The organism is Acidicapsa ligni (assembly GCF_025685655.1).
GTDB lineage: Bacteria > Acidobacteriota > Terriglobia > Terriglobales > Acidobacteriaceae > Acidicapsa > Acidicapsa ligni.
Genome location: NZ_JAGSYG010000004.1, coordinates 643,147 through 661,922, shown reverse-complemented (window position 1 = coordinate 661,922; position 18,776 = coordinate 643,147). Strand labels below are relative to the sequence as shown.

Here is an 18,776-nt window from a genome sequence, read left to right as displayed (position 1 = left end):
GAACGGAACGTGTTCTTCGGGTTGTGCTTCGACAACACCTTCGTGATCGCTGCCGTCAACGTCGTCTTGCCATGATCAATGTGACCAATCGTCCCTACGTTTACGTGCGGCTTAGAACGGTCAAATTTTTCCTTCGCCATAAAGTCCCCAGATCCTTTTCGTCGCTTGTATTGCCTGTTGCCCTTGAGGAGCGCCGGCCATCCGGCTCCAGCTCCAAAACGAACTCGCTACAAAACTTATTTGCCCTGTGCGCGACCGATAATCTCATCCGCAATCATCCGCGGCGCTTCTTCGTAGCGGGCAAACTGCATCGAGTACGATGCGCGACCCTGCGTGGAAGAACGAATATCGTTCACGTAACCAAACATTTCCTTCAGCGGCACAATTGCCTTGACCAACTGCGAACCAGCAGCATGCTCGAGCGATTCGATGCGGCCACGGCGAGAGTTGATATCGCCGATGATCGTTCCGACAAACTCTTCCGGCACCGTCACTTCGACAGCCATCACTGGCTCCAGAAGCACGGGACTGGCCTTGCGAGCGGCTTCCTTGAATGCCATCGAACCGGCAATCTTGTACGCCATTTCGTTCGAGTCGACATCATGATAACTGCCGTCATACAGCGAAACCATCACATCGACCACCGGGAAGCCGGCGAGAATTCCGCCGTCCAGCGCTTCGCGAATACCCTGGTCGATCGGCTTGATAAATTCCTTCGGAATCGATCCACCCTTAGTGTCGTTGATGAATTCGTAGCCTTTGCCCGGCTCGTTCGGCTTGATGCGAATCTTGCAATGTCCGTAGTTGCCCGAACCACCGGTCTGACGAATGTACTTGCCTTCGGCTTCCGCTTCCTTGCGAATCGTCTCGCGGAACGCAACCTTGGGCTCGCCGACATTGGCCTCGACCTTGTGCTCGCGCTTCATACGGTCGACCAGAATTTCCAGGTGCAACTCACCCATACCGCTGATGATCGTCTGGCCTGAATCTTCGTCGGTCTTGACCTTGAAGGTAGGATCTTCGTCAGCCAAACGGCTAAGCGCGATGCCCATCTTTTCCTGGTCAGCCTTGGTCTTCGGCTCGATTGCCACCGAAATAACTGTCTCCGGGAAGGTGATCGCCGAGAGAGCAATCGGAGAAGTAGGAGCGCACAACGTATCGCCCGTCTTCAGTTCCTTCATACCCACGCAGGCGCAAATATCACCGGCCATGATCTCGGTAATGTCCTCGCGCTTGTTGGCGTGCATCTTGACGAGGCGACCAACGCGCTCCGTCTTGCCAGTGCGCGGATTCAGAACCGTATCGCCAGTACGCAGCTGACCCGAATAAACCCGGATGAAGCAAAGCTTGCCGAACGGATCGTTGATCGTCTTGAAGCCCAGCGCTGAAAGCGGCTCGCTGTCATCGGAATGACGAATAAACTGCTCTTCAATATTGTCAGGGTTCAGACCAACAATCGGAGGAATATCCAGAGGGCTGGGCAGATAATCAACGACTGCATCGAGCAGCGTCTGAACACCCTTGTTCTTGAAGGCCGATCCACAAAGCACAGGGAAAAGCTTCATTTCAAGAGTCGCCTTGCGAAGGCCAGCCTTAAGCTGAGCCGAGGTAGGCATCTCGCCATCGAGGAACTGCACGAGAATCTCATCGTCAGTCTCGGCAACCATCTCGATCAACTGCATACGGAAAGCTTCCGCCTTCTTCTGCAGGTTCTCAGGAATCGCTTCAACTGAGTACTTGGCACCCATCGTCTCGTCATGCCAGAGAATCGCCTTCATCTCCATCAGGTCGATGACGCCCTTGAAGCCCGCTTCCGCGCCGATCGGAATCTGAATGGCGACCACACGTGCTCCGAGACGCTTGCGCATGGTTTCCATGGCCAACTCGAAGTCCGCACCGTTCTTGTCCATCTTGTTCACGAAGCAGATACGGGGAACGCGATACTTGTCGCCCTGACGCCAAACCGTCTCCGTCTGAGGCTGAACACCCGACACAGAATCAAACAACGCAACCGCGCCGTCCAGAACACGCAGCGAACGCTCAACCTCTGCGGTAAAGTCAACGTGTCCAGGAGTATCGATAATGTTGATGCGGATATTGTTCCAGGTGCAGGTCGTCGCAGCGGAGGTGATCGTAATTCCGCGCTCCTGCTCCTGCTCCATGTAATCCATGGTCGCTGTGCCTTCGTGCACTTCTCCGATACGGTGCGTAATGCCCGTATAGAAGAGAATGCGCTCGGTGCAAGTCGTCTTTCCGGCGTCAATGTGCGCCATGATCCCGATGTTCCGGCAACGATTTAGAGGTACTGTGCGAGCCACGGATATTTTCCTTGCGAACCCCAGGTCCGCTGTTCGTCTTACCAATCTCTGCGGTCAGCCCATCCGGGCGCTGACCGTACTGCAATTTCATAAAACCCAACTACAGCCGCAAACTACCAGCGATAGTGAGCAAATGCCTTGTTGGCTTCCGCCATACGATGAACGTCTTCCTTCTTCTTCATCGCGGCGCCACGGCCATTGGCCGCATCGAGCAGCTCATTGCTGAGCTTGTCGATCATGCCCTTTTCACCACGAGCGCGCCCGTAGGTGATCAGCCAGCGAATCGCCAGCGAAGTACGGCGCTCAGGATTCACTTCGATCGGCACCTGGTAGTTCGCTCCGCCAACGCGGCGGCTTTTCACTTCCAGTAGCGGCTTGCAGTTCTCGACAGCCTTCTTGAACAGCTTCAAAGCCTCGTCGCCGCCCCTCTGCTCGAGGTTCGTCATCGCGGTATAGAAGATGCCCTGGGCAGTCGACTTCTTGCCGCCCCACATCAACGAATTCACAAACTTGGTGACCAGCGTCGAACCGTAAACTGGATCGGGCGCTACTTCCCGCTTTGCTATGTGACCTTTTCTAGGCATGTTTCTGAATTCCTTTGCCCCTCATTCGAGCGGCGTCAATTACCAAACTTGAGTTACTTCTTCTTGCCGCCCTTGACAGGTGCCGCGCCAGCCTTGCCACGCTTTGCGCCGTACTTGGATCGGCTCTGCTTACGGTTGGCAACGCCCACCGAATCCAGAGTTCCGCGGACAACGTGATAGCGAACACCCGGCAGATCCTTCACACGGCCGCCGCGAATAAGCACAATCGAGTGCTCCTGCAGGTTGTGGCCAATGCCAGGAATGTAAGTCGTGACTTCAATTCCGTTGGTCAGACGAACACGGGCAACCTTGCGAAGCGCCGAATTTGGCTTCTTCGGGGTCTGCGTGTAAACGCGCGTGCAAACTCCGCGACGCTGCGGCGATGCCTGCAGTGCGGGAGAGGCCGTCTTGTACCGTGGCGCCGTGCGCCCCTTGCGAACCAGCTGATTAAATGTAGGCAAACCGCAACTCCTCAAACTCGAACCGTTACAACCAAACTTACCCGGCAAGTCGCGCACGCAGCTTTATGGCTTTCCACACGCCTTGCGCGAACCCATTTCGGGGCGCAAGCGCACGGAAGCCAATGTTGCTGCTTCGCGTCTGCCTTCGTACCAATACCAGACGAAAACCGGGACGGTGACCGTACGCTCCCTTAACTCCAGGGGTTCGATTCCGTTTCCTCAGCTTCGGCCTGCATAACGCTCCAAGGTGGAGGGTGTCGCAGGCACCGTAGCGAATCATCCTTACTCGCACAAGATCGAGCAATTCCAGGATTCTTTGGGAGGCCTACATCGCCATACCCCTCGCAGCTTCGAACCCACCCGCCACCGAAATGGCATCAACCCAGGCAGTCTAACTGCGTTGCTTCATCTCTTCTGACACGTAACTGAAGAGATGCCGCTCTTGTGGAACCTTCTAACAATATCAAGAAACGTGGGCAAGGTCAACGAATTCGCACCCCGGAACCGCCTCCAGCCAGAAAAATTTTACAAATTGGATAAAAAAGATTCCCGCCCCAAATCGAAAGCCCGACAAATCGCAATGTCCTGCAACCCCAACCCTATTGCGTCTTCGCCTCCAGCCTCTTCGTCAACAACTCCAAAAAACCACCCTCATCCGACTTCATACAAACCTGCGCATTTGGCTTCCCATCTACCTTGCTCGTAAACCCTTTATCATCAACCTCAATTCGCATAGGCTCCATCGGGCACAGCTCCGGATCGAACGTATAAGCCACTGCCAGCGGATCAAACAAGGTCGGAGTAGGCGAATGTCCCCCCGAATTCGCGACCCACTCCCCGTAAAGCATCTTCAACTGCGCCGTCAGCGTACTCCCCACCCCAAAAATCTCGTCCCGCTCCTTCGCTTCCAAATGAATCTGTGTCGAGTCCAGCGGAGCCATGAATACCGGCACCCCTACCGCCAGCAACCGTTGCGCTCCCTTCGGATCCTGCAAAATATTCCACTCCGCATCCGCCGGCCGCATCTCGCCCTTTCGGCCGTCATACCCGCGCTCGATCGAGCCGCCCATGATCACTACCCGCTTCACCTTGCGAAACGTCTCAGGGTCATGCTCAATCGCCGCCCCAACATTGAATAGCGGTCCCAGCCCGATCAGCGTCACCTGCCCCGGATGCGCCTTGATCGCCTCCAACATCGCCGAAACACCTTCAGAATGTTGTATATCCGGACTGCCCAGGGCATACTCCTCCTGGGTAGGACCATCCGCTACCTTCGTCCGCACTCCGACCGTAACCGGAATCGCCGCATTCCCTGTCGCCGCCAGAAACCGGTCGACCAACCGCGCACGCACCTGCGTATCCCCAAAAGCCGTCGAAATCCCCAACACCTTGAGCTCCGGACTCCGCAGGATCAGCCCCAGCGCAAACGCATCGTCGATATCATCCCCAATATCCGTATCGATCCAGACCAACTGCGGCTCGGCCACCGAAGCTTTCGGCGCCGCTTGCGCCAGTGCAGCCTGAGCCAGCCCCGCCGCAACTCCTGCCCCCGGAACAAAACCCAGCAGGCATACCCCTGCCACCAGCATTCGCATCCTCTTCATATCCCGCCTCCCCACCGTCAACGCATTCCGTTCGCCGGATTACGCCCAACACATTGCGAATCATCAATAAGCGAACACCCGTACATTAGCATCCAGCCCCATTCTGTGCTAATTTTCCCCTAAGGAATCAACCCCCTCGACAATCACGTCCCTAAACTGAATCCCACACGGAATCCACCCAGAATCGATGCCCGAGCCTTCCAAACTTCGCTGGTTGCTGGTGTGGACCATCTTCTGCCTTGCGTTGCTTTCTGCGTCTTCTCTTCCGGGTCAGCCCCTCGGCCCAACCTTCGACTTCATTCACGACCGCGAAGCGGTAGTCTCTCTCGATGGCTCCTGGCGCTTTCATCCCGGCGACAATCCAGCTTGGGCTGACCCCGCCTTGGACGATTCCTCCTGGCCTCTGCTCAAAGGAGACAAACCCTGGTCCAGCCAGGGATACCCCGGTATGAGCGGCTTCGGCTGGTATCGCTTCACAGTTCAAATTCCCGCCCAATCCGATTCAGCCAAATCCTACTCCCTGCTCTTCTCCCGCATCTTCACCAGCTACGAACTCTACGTCGACGGCCACCTCATCGGCACCAGCGGAGAGATGCCTCCCTCCATCGCCCCGCACGCGATGTTTCAGTTCCAGACGTTTCCGCTGCCAGCCCCGCCGCCCGGCCAAACTTCAGCACCCCAGACCCTGCACATCGCCCTTCGCATCTGGCATTCCCCCATCTGGGCCTCCTATATAGGTGGCGGCCCCTCGGGTAGCGGCAACCTCGTCGGCGAATCGAGCCTGATACAGACCGAGCTTCAGCACCGGTTCACCCTCGGCAAAGTCATCTTCGTCGATGACTACGTCTTCTCTATCGTCGGCGCACTGGTCGGCTTCACCACCCTGGGACTCTTCTTCTTCCGTATCAAAGACCACGAGTACCTCTGGTTCGCCATCCTGCTGCTCTCTCTTGCCGCAGATTCCGCCATTCAGATCGCTTACAACGTCTACGCCTTTTTCCCCATTCCCATCTTCGATCTCTTTGACGGAGCCCTGATCGCCGCCAATATGGCAGCGGCCTTGGCCTTCTTTTCCATCGTTTTGCGCACACGCCGCGGCCGCATCTGGTACATCACCCTCGCTCTTGCACTCATCAGCCCCCTGAGCGTGATCCTCTACTGGCCCGGCTGGCTCCCGGTTGCCGCCAGCGCCGCACTGCAACTGATCTGCCTGCTGCCTTCCTCTATCTGGATTCTGACCATCCTCCTCCGCCGCGCCATCCAGCGGGATGCAGATGCCCTGTTGCTCCTGTTTCCCACCAGCCTCTACATCGGCTACGGCTTCGTCTACAACCTCGCCATCCTCCTCAGCCAGGCCGGATGGACGACCGTACCAGACATCCTCCTCAATCCTCTGCCTCTACCTCCCTTCACCATTCACTGGATGATCCTCTTCGATCTCATCTTCCTCGCAGCCCTGCTGGCCTTCCTCATCCGCCGCTTCAGTCAGGCACGCCAGGGCGAGGAGCGCTATGCCGGCCAACTCGAAGCCGCCCGCCAGGTGCAGCAAATCCTGCTTCCCGAAGCCATCGTCCAGATCCCTGGCTTCAACATCGACTGCATCTACCACCCTGCCGAGCAGGTCGGTGGAGATTTCTTCCAGATCCTCACCACGAGCTGCGGAGATTTACTGGTCGTCATTGGCGACGTCGCTGGCAAAGGTCTGCCCGCCGCCATGATGGTCTCCGTCCTGGTCGGAGCCATCCGCACCGAAGCCGCCCACACCTGCGATCCCTCCGAAATCCTCGCCTCGCTCAACGAGCGCATGGTCGGCCGATCTCACGACGGATTCACCACCTGCCTCTGCCTCCACATCACGATCGCCGGTCAGGTTACCCTCGCCAGCGCGGGCCATCTCTCGCCCTATCGCGATGGCGAAGAACTCCCACTCGCCGCCGCCCTCCCACTGGGAATCATCGCCAAAGTTCCCTATGAACCCCACACGTTTTCTCTCATCCCCGGCCAGCGCCTCACCCTCGTCTCGGATGGCGTTCTCGAAGCACAATCGCGTCACGGCGAACTCTTCGGCTTTGATCGCACCCAGCAGATCAGCAATCTCTCCGCCTCCGAAATCGCCCAGACCGCCATTCAATTCGGCCAGGTCGACGACATCACCGTCGTCACCATCGATTTCCAGGGCAGCCCCAGCGTGTCCATTCCCCTGCTCGTCGCTGTAGTCTGAAAACAGGATGCACTCGCCGCAACAGATCGCCTTCGTCCTCAACGAAGACTCCCAGCTTCTCCAGCTCGTTGACGCCGCGTTCGCCGATAGCGCCCGACGCAGCGGCGAACACCTCGTCTGCCATCCCGGCTGCACCCAGTGCTGTCACGGAGCCTTCGCCATCAGCCCGCTCGACGCATTTCGCCTCCGAGCCGGAATCTCCCAGCTACAGCAACAAAACCCAGCCCTCGCCCAGTCGATTGAGCAACGCGCCCATGCTTATATAGACACATTCTCCGCAACCTTCCCCGGCGACCCCGCCACCGGAATCCTCGGAGCCAGCGACGAAGACCAGGAAGCCTTCGACGATTTCGCCAACGAAGCAGCCTGCCCGGCCCTTAACCCTGAATCCGGCCTCTGCGATATTTACTTTGCCCGCCCCATGACCTGCCGCGTCTTCGGACCACCCATACGCGCCGCTGAAGAATCAGCCGAAACCGGGCAAGCAGCCTTCGCCGTCTGCGAACTCTGTTTCACCCAGGCGAGCCCGGAAGAAATAGCCGCCAGCGAACTGCATATCCCCCACGCAGAAGAACAGCGCCTCGACACCCTGCTCCAAAACGCAAACAGCGAAGACCAGCCAGCCAGCGAACCAAATGAAACCATAGTCGCCTACTGCCTGATCCCCGCCCACAAGCCCTGACACACTTCAATCGCACACTTTATATAAAGGAAGGCCGGACAAATCCCATCCAGCCAGCCGCTCTCAAAATCACTGCCTCTTCAAAACCGCAGTAGCCCGCTCATCCGAACCAATCACACCCTCCAGGTGCGCAAACTCCGCCTCTTTCGCAGCAGGCAGCTCCACCTTGCGCACCGTATAGTCGCGCTCATAGTGCAACACCTTGCCCTTGGTCGAAAACGAAGAGTGATAACTCGCAAAGTCCAGATCCAGATTCACCGGATCAGGCAACTCATCCACCGCATAGCCATCAGGCAAAGTGATGTCGTAGCTGTCATGCCAATGCCCGGTCGCGTTCAGATTGATCGGCACCGTTCGCGGTTTTTCGTCCGAAGGCAAAGTATCCGACCCAATCACGCGGGGCCGAATCAGCATCAGCGGACCCACCGTACGCGCATACTCATGTGCCGTCAGCTTGTAGTGCAACTCAACCGGCTTATCCAGTGCGTCCGGTTCAACAAACTTGTAACTCTCCAAAGTTACGCCCGGAATCTCTCGTCCAACCATCTGCTCAAGATGATCGTGTTGCTCCTTGAGATCGCTGTCCTTCAGGCGATAACGCCACTCGCCGCCAGCCGGTCCAATATAAGAGTTATCGACAGATCCGGAAATCGCCCCATCCACCGCCAGCGCAAACGCACCATTGCGCTCAGCTCCATTCGCCTTTGGATCCAGTACCGGCAACGCAATCACCTGGCTTGATGCGCCCGCAGCGAGAATCCCGTAACTCCCTTGCTCATACGATGGCAAATTCCCCACCGGCGTACGCTCATTCGTCGGATCGAAGATCAGATATTGCTTGCCGTCCTTACCCTTCACAATTGCTTTCAGCCGTGGGTCCGTCACATCCGCCGGAACCTCGATGGCCGTGATCATATGGTTCCCCACCAAAGACGGCTCATCCGGATCGACCACCCCGCGCCGGTCGTCTACCGGCACATAAAACGCATGAATTCCAACCACCTGCAACATCGAGATCAATAGCGTCGTCTTGTCTTTGCAATCGCCGTACCTGTTCCGAAAAATATCCGAAGCATGATTCGCCTGCAGCCCGCCAATGCCGCGCATCACTACAAAATAGCGTATATCTTTCTGGATAGACTCCGTAATGCGGCTGAGCTTCGTATAGAAATCCGGCGCACCCGCAACCAGCGCTTGCGCTTTTGCGCTGATCTCCGGCGAAGGGTCAGGACGATTCGCCTCCAGCGTTGTCACCCACTGTCCAATTGCCTTCCATTGGTTGTCCTTGCCAACCACCGCAGCGTCACCCCACTGAACCGACATGCGCGCCGCCAGCGCCGCCCACACCGGGGGCGAAGGAATATTCCGTAGCACCAGCGCAGGCATATCTTTCACCTCCCAGCGCCAATGATTCGGCGCAACCTCCACTGGAGTTACTCCCTTGAAGCTATGCCAGGCCTCCGTATGCGCACGGCCCTGCGGCAGGTCGACCTCCAGCGCCTGAAACACCACTGGAACGCCATTCTGAATACTCCAGGTCTTCTCCTGAAGATATGGCTCCATCAGCTCCTCTGACTCACATATCTCCACCGCGCCTACATCTGCCGCAGGCGGATGCGCAACACGATACTTGCGTGTCGAGAGCATGACCGGAACACCCGTATCTCCCTCGTCCACGAAGTCCGTATCCTGGGCCTGGTAGCGCTTTTCATCTGCCGCAATCGTCCACGCGCGGAAATAGTTCACCTTCTCATCCACGTCGTATGAAACCTCACAGGTATTGTTGCGCCCCTGTGGTTTCAGTATGCGAATAGCCTCCCGTTCGCGCTCGACAGCCCGCCCCTGCGCGTCAATCGTCTCCACGTATTCATCAAATAGAATGACCGCATCCGCATCCTTTACATAACCTGGAATCGGCGTCTTCGCAGCATCGACTCCCCACTGCGGCACAGGCAACTTCTCTTTTCCAAAAACAGGCGCGCTGCCCAGGCCCGCCAACAATGCGGACCCCAGCAGCACCACCACAAACCGGCTCGATATCAAAATCCTTACCATCCTCACTCGACCGCGCAACAACACCGCAAACCTGTCCACACGGTCCTATCGAAACAACCCCTATTCGCCCTTGTTCACGGCCGCAACCTTGAGCACCAGTTGCTGCTGATCCGCCGTCGCAACCTTCTGGTAAAAATTGCGCAGATCGGAATAATCTCTTGGATCCATCAACGCGGACCCCAGAATAAACGTACGCGCGATAACGATGTTGTTCTTGTCGACAACAGATTTCAGCGCCATCATCGCATGGCCGGTATAAGGAATCGAAGTATCCGGAGGCGCACTTTCCACCGCGAACGTATCCGGGACGTGATACGTAACTTCGTCACGCACCGTTTCGGCGTAATGCATGTCCACTGAGATCTGGCGCTGCTCCTCCGCAACAAAGGGGTGCTTGACATGCGACTCAAAGAACACTCCAGGTAAAAAGACCCGCTTACCCGTCGCAGTGCCAAGGTTGCCCGAGATCTTCAAGACTCCCATCAAAGTGCTCTTAGGGTCTTCCAGTCCAAGGAAATGATCGAACTCAGCTTGAACCCCATCCGGAACCATGGTTTTCATCTGCTCATCGAACTCCTTTTTGATCTCATCCTCTCCTTTGGACAAAGCCGCCTGTCTCCAGTGAAGCGCCGCTGGTCCCTTCATCATGATTCGAACCATGCCGTCAACCTTGCCATCTGCAGCGATATTCAGATCGGCAATCCGAACAGTAGAAGCCTCTTTGTATGAGTTCCCACTCGTTTGAACGAACTTCACCCCTCCAGGATCCTGACGAAGCCCTCCAGCCTGCTGATGCGTCCAACGCAGATCGCCAAAGGCTGCGAATCGCTGGCCCGGATCGACCACTTTATCTTTTCCGTCCGTATTGATAATCACCAGCACATCATCCAACTGCCCCATGGATAGAAAGAATGGATTGAAGATCTCCCGATTGCGCCTACATAACTCCAGCGCATAAGCCTTCAATCCCGCAGACCTCACCATCGCCAGGTACAGAAGAGCAATCTCATCGGAAGTGCCACTCTTCTGGTTCCAGACATCCTCCGCCTGCTTGGCCTGCTTCACGCCTAACTGCTTCAGCTCCGCGGCAGACTTGCGGCGCGTAAAATCCGTGTTCTCGATCTTCATTACGCGATCGTAGATTTTTTCTGCCTTCACGATTTCGGTGTCTGAAGGACTCACAAACTCGTTAACCGCATCGCGCAGCGTCTTGGTCTCGTTTGCAAAGTGATCCATCTCTTTCGACCAGCGATTGCCTTCGTCCTTCCAGAACTCGTCCTTGGAAAGATACGGCGAGTAGTAAAAATGCACCTGGTATTCCACGGATTCGATGGGCGGCATATATTCCTCATCCGGCGTCGCAGGAATATCCGCTACATCCAGCTCATAATTGCCTGCTGCGTCCCTGATAATCTTGCTTTCCTTCGGCAGCAGCGAGGTATAAAGCAGCTTGTTGGATGACTCTCCGCGTGCATTTACAACCCGGTTCATCATCCTGAAAGGAACAAACGAGTAATGCGCCTTGCGCACGTAATATCTCGTTTGCACATCCCAGTCCGGAGTGGAGAGCACCTGGTCGTCATAACGAAGCTCCCAGCGATACTCCAGAATGCTGCCCGGCTCCACGCTCGGCAAAGTGAAGACCATTTTATTGATCTGATATCCGCTTCCCTTTTGCTCCACTAGATCGGATGGCTTTACGTCCAGCGGAACCACAGTACCATCCGCATGAATGGTCCGCGCCTTCACATCCGATACGGAAAACTTGCCCTTGGGATAGGGCACGCCGACCGTAGCCAGATCCTTGCCCTTCTCCGTAAAGATTTTGATCCGCGTGTAAAAGCTGTGGAAGTGAAGGTTGTCGTCAACCTTCTCTTCGCGATACAGATACTCCGCCGCAGCCCCCGGAGCCTTGGGGTCCGAAGTCATCTTCAGCTCTTCCTGGGTGGGTTGTTGAAACTGACCAAAAGCCAAGGCCGGAAAAAGGACAAACGACAGAATAAATCCTGTCAAAAGGCAAACACGTGTGCGCATTTCTACTCCTGGACGACCAACCACTGCTGTATCAGTGCAGATCGTTCTTTTGGGAAAAAGAATAACGGCGTCTGAATCCTGTAGCTTGATTTCTCTGCATCAAGTTAATCTCAGCCCCTAACTAAAAGCAAGGACTAAGCACAGGAGTTAGCTGGAAAATCATCCGGCAATGCTTGTCAGCAATGAAAGCCCGAGTTATGCATTCATCGCCTGTTTACCATGTTTTATAGAAAGCCCCTACGCCGCAAACCCTTCCACGCGGAACATTTTGTTGTAATAAACCTGCATTGTTTTCATCGGGCGAGTTTGTCGTAAAACAGACGAATCCGCGCCCTCCACTCCCGCCCCTGAAACACCTCCCCGGAATTGTTCGCCAGGAAAAATGCTTTGCGTTCCGGCAGGGTTGTGGTCTGCTGGGCTGTATACATGATCAAACCGCTGGAACGCTATTTTGAGTTTTCTCGTCTGGGCACCAATTGGCGCACGGAAGTGCTCGCTGGTGTGACCACGTTTTTGACCATGGCCTACATCGTGGTGGTGAATCCCTCCATCCTCGAAAAAACCGGGATGGCCCTCTCCGCCGTGACCGCCGCAACCTGCCTCTCCGCCGCGTTCGGATCGATCCTGATGGGCATCGTCGCGCGCTATCCAATCGCCCTGGCGCCCGGAATGGGCCTCAATGCCTACTTCACCTACACCGTTTGCCTGCGAATGCACATTCCCTGGCCGACAGCGCTGGGCGCGGTTTTTCTTTCTGGAATCGTCTTTCTCCTGCTCACCCTGTTCGGCATACGACAGTTGATTCTGAAAGCAATTCCACAGGAGCTCTATGCCGCCGTAGCTTGCGGAATCGGTCTGTTTATCGCCTTTATCGGACTGACCAAGGCCGGATTGGTAGTAGGCGACCCGGCGACCCTGGTGCGTCTTGGAAACATCAAAGACCCCATGACCGCACTCGCCCTTCTCGGTCTCGCCATCATGGTGACGCTTGAGATCTGGAAGGTTAAAGGCTCAATCCTCATCGGCATTCTGACCGTGACGGCAGTGGCATGGGCAATGGGCCTCGTGCATTGGACTCCCGCAGCAGGCGGCCTCCAGAGCCTGACAGCGACGGCCTTCAAATTGGATATTCCCGGTGCTCTGCACGTCGGGTTAGTGGAAATTGTCTTCATCTTCCTCTTCGTAGACCTCTTCGACAACCTCGGAACACTCGTAGCCGTCACCAAACGGGCCGGACTCCAAGCCCAGGATCACTCCATCCCTCGCCTGAACCGCATCCTGTTTACCGACGCAACCGCAACGGTATTCGGATCGCTGACGGGCACCTCGACCGTGACAAGCTACGTTGAATCCACGGCAGGCGTAGCCGCCGGTGGCCGAAGCGGCATAACCGCAATCGTGACCGGACTGCTGTTTCTCGTGGCGCTGGTAGCCGCGCCCTTCGTCGGAATCGTCCCCGGCGCAGCCACTGCTCCCGCACTCATCCTTGTCGGGTCCATGATGCTGGTTACCGTAACCGAGGTCCGCTGGACAGACCCACTCGTAGCTATCCCTGCGTTTCTAACATTGATTCTGATCCCACTGACCTACTCCATCGCCAACGGCCTGGGATTCGGGATGATTGCCTGGGCCGTGTTGCATCTGGCCGCAGGAAAGGCCAGGCCAAAAGACTGGTTGCTGTATCTTCTCGCCCTGCTGTTCCTGATTCGGTTTATCTATCTTTCTGCAAGCTAAAGGCCGAATCCGGTGCGGGAAATGGTTCATGACACAGGAGATGAGCAAGAAGTCTTCGCACGTTGATTGACTACCCAACGTAAGATGGAGACGGAGCTGGCAATGATGATTCCCCGGGAAAACGCGAGCGCTGGATCGAACTTTCTGACGATGCCGCTAATAGCCGTGCTGGCAGTAATAAGTCTGGCTGGATCGCTGCTGCTCGCCGGATGCCAAAGCGTCTCCGGTTTTTCGACCACCAGCCTCGTTCGGATCATCGACGCTTCCTACAACGCGCCCGCAGTCAATGTCTCGGTTGAGGGCCAGTTACTGGCCTCCAATGTCGGTCAGGGAAACATCACCACGTACGGAAAATTCGCGCCCTCTGCCAGTGCCACCGTCAAAATTACCACCTCTTCAACCGGCAAGGCACTCGCGAGTACAAGTGGCAGCCTCACAGCCAACCAAAGCCAGTCCGTGCTGATTACAGATATCGAAGCGGGCTACCAGGTCTCCGTCCTGCAGGACCAATCCGTGGCAGCGACCACCGGACACTCGGATTTCCGATTCATCAACCAGGCACCCTCGACCGGCGCGGTAGACATCTATTTTCTGCCGGGCACTTCAGCGACCGTGTACGCGACCGCCAAGCCAATCATCGTCGGATTGGCAGCCAATGCAATCTCAGACTACGTGGCGATTCCCTCTTCGAGCCTGTACATGGTGATCGCTCCGGCCGGCACGAAGCTTACCATCACCGCGACCACGATTTACACCTCAGGCGTGTTTGCCCTGGTTGGCGGCGAAGTACGCACCGTGTTGATCCTCGATCCACAGTTGTCGACAAGGCCAGTGCAGGTATACACCGCGGACGACGTGAACTAGACCCCACACCGGCCACGCACTACACCAGGCCATTCTTGAGTCAAACTTGAGTCGAGTCAAACTTGAATCAAAAATCAAAATCCCCAGAGACCGATCCGGCCTCTGGGGATTGATTCCAAATCAGCGGCGTATATGGCCGCTGGCTGGTTGCTGCAACTGCAATTAGTCCTGCTCTTTACGAGCCTTCTTACGATTCCGCTTACGCGCCAGTGCTTCCTTGACGCGACGCTTCTCGCCGGGCTTCAGGTAGTAGGAGTGACGTTTGACTTCCTTGATGATGTCTTCCTGCTGAACCTTCCGCTTAAACCGACGGAGCGCATTTTCAAGCGGCTCGCCTTCTTGCACACGAACCTCTGCCAAATGAATACACCCCCTACCTCGCCAAATGGCTCCTCTTAGAATACGGGATTTTTCGTAATCCGACCAATCTCGCCCCTGTGACATAGTTTGCCCGGAGTTTCGATAGACTGATTTCTGCATACAGGAGGCAGCATATTTATGATTCGGAGCTTTCAGGGACATCAGCCCGTTATTCCAGGCAGCAGCTATGTTGATCTTTCCGCGCAGGTTATCGGCGATGTCGAGATTGGCGAACGATCGAGCATCTGGATGAATGCAGTCGTTCGCGGAGACGTGAACTCAATCCGGATTGGTTCTCAATCCAACGTGCAGGACTGCGCCGTGCTGCACGGACAGCGGCATCTTTACTCCGTGACCGTAGGCGACTGGGTCACGATTGGCCACAATGCCACGGTGCATGGATGCGTACTGGAAGATGCAGTCCTGATCGGCATGAATGCCACCGTGCTGAACAATGCCCGAGTCGGCGAAGGATCGATTATCGCAGCGGGCGCCGTCGTTCCTGAAGGAACAATCATTCCACCCAGAACACTCTGGACCGGCATTCCAGCCAAAATGCGCCGCGAACTCGGAGATAAAGACCGCGAACTAATCCTGACCTACGCACGCAATTACGTGGATTACACAGCAATCTATCTGCGAGAGACCGGACGCTAGAGCAATCAGCGCCCGGCCATCCCAAATAGCAGCCTGAAATAAGCAAAACAAAAAGCGCCTGCTAAGTAGCAGGCGCTTTTCATTGATTTCAAATCAGAAGAACTTTGGCAGTACCGGATTCCCTGCCCTTAGTGCGCGGTGCCAGCCGGCTTGGGATTGGCCTTGTCATAGCGGGCCACCTGGATCTTCTTCGCCAGACCGAGCTTGGAAAGCGCCCAGATGATGTAGAAGTTAGGGTCAATCTCGTACCAGGTCAGTCCATGACGCGCCGAAACGGGGTGCGCATGATGATTGTTGTGCCAGCCCTCGCCGCCCGTGATCATCGCAACCCAGAAGCTGTTGCGCGAATCATCGCGGGTTTCAAAACGGCGGCTGCCCCAGAGATGCGTGGCCGAATTCACCAGCCAGGTAGCGTGCAAACCCAGCGTTACGCGCAGGAAGACACCCCAGAGAACCATCTTGACGCCACCCATGACACCGTGGTCGATCCACGAGCCGAGGCCGAAAAGAACCACTCCGCAGGCCACCAGGCTAACCCAGTGATACTTGCTCATCCAGAGATGGAAGCGATCGCGGGCAAGATCGGGAACATAGCGGGCAAGGGAAGAAGTCTTGGCATGCATAGACTTGCCGAGAACCATCCAGCCGATGTGCGCCCACCACGGACCCTCTTTAGGAGTGTGCGGATCGCCGGTGTGATCGCTGTGCTGATGATGAACGCGATGAACTGCTACCCAGAAAATCGGACCGCCCTCAAGCGCCAGCGTGGCACAAATGGTCATGAGGTACTCGATCCACTTGGGGGTCTGGAAACCGCGATGCGTGAGCAGGCGGTGATAGCAGACACCGATTCCGACATTGATCGCCAGAACCCAGAGGACGAGAGCCACGGCCAGGCGGCTCCAGCTGAAATAGAAAAGCGCGACAACGGCTCCAATATGGAAAGCGCCGATAAACAACGCTGTCACCCAGTTGATTCCGCCATAGTTGGCTTCGCGGCCCATGCGTACTTCTTCGCGTGCGGCGGTGGTTGCACGGCGACTGGCGGCTGAGCCAACCTGTGTGGCTACTGCAGAATCTGTTTCCGGAAGGTTCGTTGCTACTGGGGGCATCCGTTGGTTCCTCAAGGTGATACTAAGCCAATAAATTGACCGGTACTTAGATTGTATCGCCAGCCAAGGTTCCCCGCGGGGAATGTTTTAAATGTTTGAGCGGCCATGTCAAGCGCCGCAAAACAAATCGGGAGCATTCCTGCCCCCGATCTGAGACTACTTTTCCTCTTTTTCCAGCTCGGGAGGCAAAGCAACCGGCAGCGGATTGCGCTCAGTAAACTGCCGCTGATGCCAGTAAGGATAGATCGGCGGCTGCTGGCTCGCCCGATCCAGTTGAGCAACCTGCTCGGCAGTGAGATTCCACCCGGCAGCCGCAATATTCTGACGCAACTGCTCCTCGTTGCGTGCCCCGATAATGACCGAAGACACCGTAGGACGCTGCAGAAGCCAGTTCAAAGCGACCTGCGGCACGGATTTGCCCGTTTCAGCAGCAACCGCATCCAGAGCATCCACAACCGTATAGAGATATTCCTCCGGAACCTGCGGGCCGTAATCCGCAGTCTTATGCAGCCGGCTGGTCTCCGGCAGCGGCTGACCACGACGCAGCTTGCCCGTAAGACGTCCCCATCCAAGCGGACTCCACACAAGAGCGCCCACTTTCTGGTCCAGCCCAAGCGGCATCAGCTCCCACTCATATTCACGGCCAATGAGGGAGTAATAAACCTGGTGTGCAACGTAGCGAGTCAAACCATAACGCTCGGCAACCGCCAGGGACTTCATCAAATGCCAGCCGGAAAAATTGGAGCAGGCAATGTAGCGAACTTTGCCCTCACGAACAAATTTGTTGAGCGTATCCAGCGTTTCCTCGACAGGCGTCAGCGCGTCAAAGCCGTGGAGGTGATAAATATCCACGTAATCGGTATTGAGGCGGCGCAGACTGGCCTCAAGCGCACTGGTGAGGTGGTAGCGAGAGGAGCCCTTGTCATTCGGGCCGTCGCCCATCGCAAACGTAGCCTTGGTCGAAATAAGAGCCTTGTCGCGCTTACCTTCCAGAGCTTTGCCGAGGATCTCTTCTGAAACGCCCTTCGAGTAGATATTGGCAGTGTCGAAAAGATTGATTCCAGCCTCAAAACAGATATCAATGAGGCGACGAGCTTCGGCTACATCGGTGTTCCCCCAGGCTTGGAAGAACTCATTGGCGCCGCCGAACGTGCCGGTGCCAAAACTTAATGCAGAGACTTTGAGGCCGGAGCCCCCTAGTAAACGGTATTCCATGGATGGTTCGATGCCGGGAGAATGTATAGGTTTCACCAGGTTAGAGATAATGAAAGCGTGTATCCATTAATTTCTGCCCCTTCGATTGACCTGATCGCCGCACGCATAGCCCCGGTTCGCGCCCGGCTCGCGGAGCATCCGCTTTACTCGCGTATCCAGAAGCCGAGAGACCTGCAAATCTTCATGGAATCGCACGTATTTGCCGTCTGGGATTTCATGTCCCTGCTCAAGGCTCTCCAGGCGCGGCTGACCTGCGTTACCGTTCCCTGGCAGCCGACGCCCTGGCCAGCCAGCCGTCGGTTTATCAACGAGATCGTACTCGGCGAAGAGAGCGACCTCTACCAGGATCGCGCCATCAGCCACTTCGAACTCTATCTCGAAGCGATGCAGGAGTCAGGAGCAGATACCGCCGCGATTCAGGCCCTGCTCACAGAAGTAGCGCATGGAACATCCACCCCCGAAAATCTGAATTTAAGCGGGCATTTAAACAGTCCGGGGCTACCCGTACCGGCAAAGCAGTTCGTAACTTCCACCTTTGAACGGATCTCTTCCGGCCAAGTGCACACCATCGCCGCCGCCTTCACATTCGGCCGCGAAGACGTAATCCCCGATATGTTTCGCAGCTTCGTTCGCGACTTGGATGCACAGAGGAACGGACAATTCGCAAAGTTCCTCTGGTATCTCGAACGTCACATCGAGGTCGACGGCGAAGACCACGGCCCACTTTCCCTGCGAATGGTAGCCGATCTCTGCGGCAACGACGAGCAACTCTGGGAAGAAGCCGCAAACGCAGCAGAATCAGCCCTGCAGGCGCGCATCAATCTCTGGGATGGAATCCTGGCCGGTCTGTAGGCTTCCCTGCCCGCCTAGCCCGC

General features: G+C 56.3%; 16 protein-coding genes. 6 read left to right on the top strand and 10 right to left on the bottom strand.

Annotated elements, in window-relative coordinates; genetic code table 11:
* From OHL19_RS16935 to OHL19_RS16915, 5 genes are all read right to left on the bottom strand, one after another.
* Nucleotides 1-140: GTP-binding protein (locus tag OHL19_RS16935; protein WP_263356783.1), on the bottom strand; the 140-nt coding region annotated here is incomplete at its 3' end.
* A 96-nt stretch (nucleotides 141-236) separates the two neighbouring features.
* Entirely contained in the window at nucleotides 237-2,318 is a 2,082-nt protein-coding gene (gene fusA, locus OHL19_RS16930; protein WP_263358929.1) for an elongation factor G, read from the bottom strand.
* 113 nt (nucleotides 2,319-2,431) lie between these two features.
* Nucleotides 2,432-2,902 carry a 30S ribosomal protein S7 gene (rpsG, locus tag OHL19_RS16925; protein ID WP_263358928.1) on the bottom strand — a complete coding sequence of 157 codons (471 nt, stop codon included), beginning with the start codon at nucleotides 2,900-2,902 and terminating at the stop codon, nucleotides 2,432-2,434.
* A gap of 53 nt (nucleotides 2,903-2,955) precedes the next feature.
* Entirely contained in the window at nucleotides 2,956-3,363 is a 408-nt protein-coding gene (gene rpsL, locus OHL19_RS16920; RefSeq protein WP_263358927.1) for a 30S ribosomal protein S12, read from the bottom strand.
* A gap of 599 nt (nucleotides 3,364-3,962) precedes the next feature.
* Nucleotides 3,963-4,967: a nucleoside hydrolase gene (locus OHL19_RS16915; protein WP_263358926.1), complete on the bottom strand. Its 1,005-nt coding sequence runs from the start codon at nucleotides 4,965-4,967 to the stop codon at nucleotides 3,963-3,965.
* A 187-nt stretch (nucleotides 4,968-5,154) separates the two neighbouring features.
* Here OHL19_RS16915 and OHL19_RS16910 point away from each other — a divergent pair, with 187 nt between their 5' ends.
* Both OHL19_RS16910 and OHL19_RS16905 read left to right on the top strand, forming a co-directional pair.
* Complete coding sequence (locus OHL19_RS16910) at nucleotides 5,155-7,188, top strand: PP2C family protein-serine/threonine phosphatase (protein ID WP_263358925.1); 2,034 nt, start codon at nucleotides 5,155-5,157, stop codon at nucleotides 7,186-7,188.
* Nucleotides 7,189-7,195: 7 nt separating this feature from the next.
* A complete protein-coding gene (locus OHL19_RS16905; RefSeq protein WP_263358924.1) occupies nucleotides 7,196-7,870 on the top strand; it encodes a YkgJ family cysteine cluster protein in 675 nt (224 codons plus the stop codon).
* Nucleotides 7,871-7,939: 69 nt separating this feature from the next.
* Here OHL19_RS16905 and OHL19_RS16900 read toward each other — a convergent pair whose 3' ends face one another.
* Nucleotides 7,940-9,925, bottom strand: coding sequence for a transglutaminase-like domain-containing protein (locus OHL19_RS16900; RefSeq protein ID WP_263358923.1), 1,986 nt, complete (start codon nucleotides 9,923-9,925; stop codon nucleotides 7,940-7,942).
* Between the two features lie 60 nt (nucleotides 9,926-9,985).
* Nucleotides 9,986-11,959, bottom strand: coding sequence for a DUF3857 domain-containing protein (locus OHL19_RS16895; protein WP_263358922.1), 1,974 nt, complete (start codon nucleotides 11,957-11,959; stop codon nucleotides 9,986-9,988).
* Nucleotides 11,960-12,346: 387 nt separating this feature from the next.
* Here OHL19_RS16895 and OHL19_RS16890 point away from each other — a divergent pair, with 387 nt between their 5' ends.
* A complete protein-coding gene (locus OHL19_RS16890; protein ID WP_263358921.1) occupies nucleotides 12,347-13,693 on the top strand; it encodes an NCS2 family permease in 1,347 nt (448 codons plus the stop codon).
* A gap of 102 nt (nucleotides 13,694-13,795) precedes the next feature.
* Nucleotides 13,796-14,557: a DUF4397 domain-containing protein gene (locus OHL19_RS16885; RefSeq protein ID WP_263358920.1), complete on the top strand. Its 762-nt coding sequence runs from the start codon at nucleotides 13,796-13,798 to the stop codon at nucleotides 14,555-14,557.
* 162 nt (nucleotides 14,558-14,719) lie between these two features.
* On the opposite strand, the gene rpsU is transcribed toward OHL19_RS16885, so the two are convergent.
* Complete coding sequence (rpsU, locus tag OHL19_RS16880; protein WP_263338703.1) at nucleotides 14,720-14,917, bottom strand: 30S ribosomal protein S21; 198 nt, start codon at nucleotides 14,915-14,917, stop codon at nucleotides 14,720-14,722.
* 138 nt (nucleotides 14,918-15,055) lie between these two features.
* Between rpsU and OHL19_RS16875 the strand changes: the two genes are divergently transcribed.
* Nucleotides 15,056-15,574 (top strand): gamma carbonic anhydrase family protein, encoded by a 519-nt coding sequence (locus OHL19_RS16875; protein ID WP_263358919.1) that lies wholly within the window; start codon nucleotides 15,056-15,058, stop codon nucleotides 15,572-15,574.
* Between the two features lie 128 nt (nucleotides 15,575-15,702).
* On the opposite strand, the gene OHL19_RS16870 is transcribed toward OHL19_RS16875, so the two are convergent.
* A complete protein-coding gene (locus OHL19_RS16870; protein WP_263358918.1) occupies nucleotides 15,703-16,686 on the bottom strand; it encodes an acyl-CoA desaturase in 984 nt (327 codons plus the stop codon).
* Between the two features lie 156 nt (nucleotides 16,687-16,842).
* A complete protein-coding gene (locus OHL19_RS16865; protein WP_263358917.1) occupies nucleotides 16,843-17,901 on the bottom strand; it encodes an aldo/keto reductase in 1,059 nt (352 codons plus the stop codon).
* A 57-nt stretch (nucleotides 17,902-17,958) separates the two neighbouring features.
* On the opposite strand from OHL19_RS16865, the gene OHL19_RS16860 reads away from it, so the two are divergent.
* On the top strand, nucleotides 17,959-18,753 hold the full coding sequence (locus OHL19_RS16860) for a DUF3050 domain-containing protein (protein WP_263358916.1): 795 nt from the start codon (nucleotides 17,959-17,961) through the stop codon (nucleotides 18,751-18,753).
* Nucleotides 18,754-18,776 lie beyond the last annotated feature (23 nt).

What these genes read in the sequence shown, in the direction of transcription:
- rpsG (WP_263358928.1), bottom strand. Translation starts at nt 2,902, where the DNA reads ATGCCTAGAAAAGGTCACATAGCAAAGCGGGAAGTAGCGCCCGATCCA.
- OHL19_RS16915 (WP_263358926.1), bottom strand. Translation starts at nt 4,967, where the DNA reads ATGAAGAGGATGCGAATGCTGGTGGCAGGGGTATGCCTGCTGGGTTTT.
- OHL19_RS16910 (WP_263358925.1), top strand. Translation starts at nt 5,155, where the DNA reads ATGCCCGAGCCTTCCAAACTTCGCTGGTTGCTGGTGTGGACCATCTTC.
- OHL19_RS16905 (WP_263358924.1), top strand. Translation starts at nt 7,196, where the DNA reads ATGCACTCGCCGCAACAGATCGCCTTCGTCCTCAACGAAGACTCCCAG.
- OHL19_RS16900 (WP_263358923.1), bottom strand. Translation starts at nt 9,925, where the DNA reads ATGGTAAGGATTTTGATATCGAGCCGGTTTGTGGTGGTGCTGCTGGGG.
- OHL19_RS16895 (WP_263358922.1), bottom strand. Translation starts at nt 11,959, where the DNA reads ATGCGCACACGTGTTTGCCTTTTGACAGGATTTATTCTGTCGTTTGTC.
- OHL19_RS16885 (WP_263358920.1), top strand. Translation starts at nt 13,796, where the DNA reads ATGATGATTCCCCGGGAAAACGCGAGCGCTGGATCGAACTTTCTGACG.
- OHL19_RS16875 (WP_263358919.1), top strand. Translation starts at nt 15,056, where the DNA reads ATGATTCGGAGCTTTCAGGGACATCAGCCCGTTATTCCAGGCAGCAGC.
- OHL19_RS16870 (WP_263358918.1), bottom strand. Translation starts at nt 16,686, where the DNA reads ATGCCCCCAGTAGCAACGAACCTTCCGGAAACAGATTCTGCAGTAGCC.
- OHL19_RS16865 (WP_263358917.1), bottom strand. Translation starts at nt 17,901, where the DNA reads ATGGAATACCGTTTACTAGGGGGCTCCGGCCTCAAAGTCTCTGCATTA.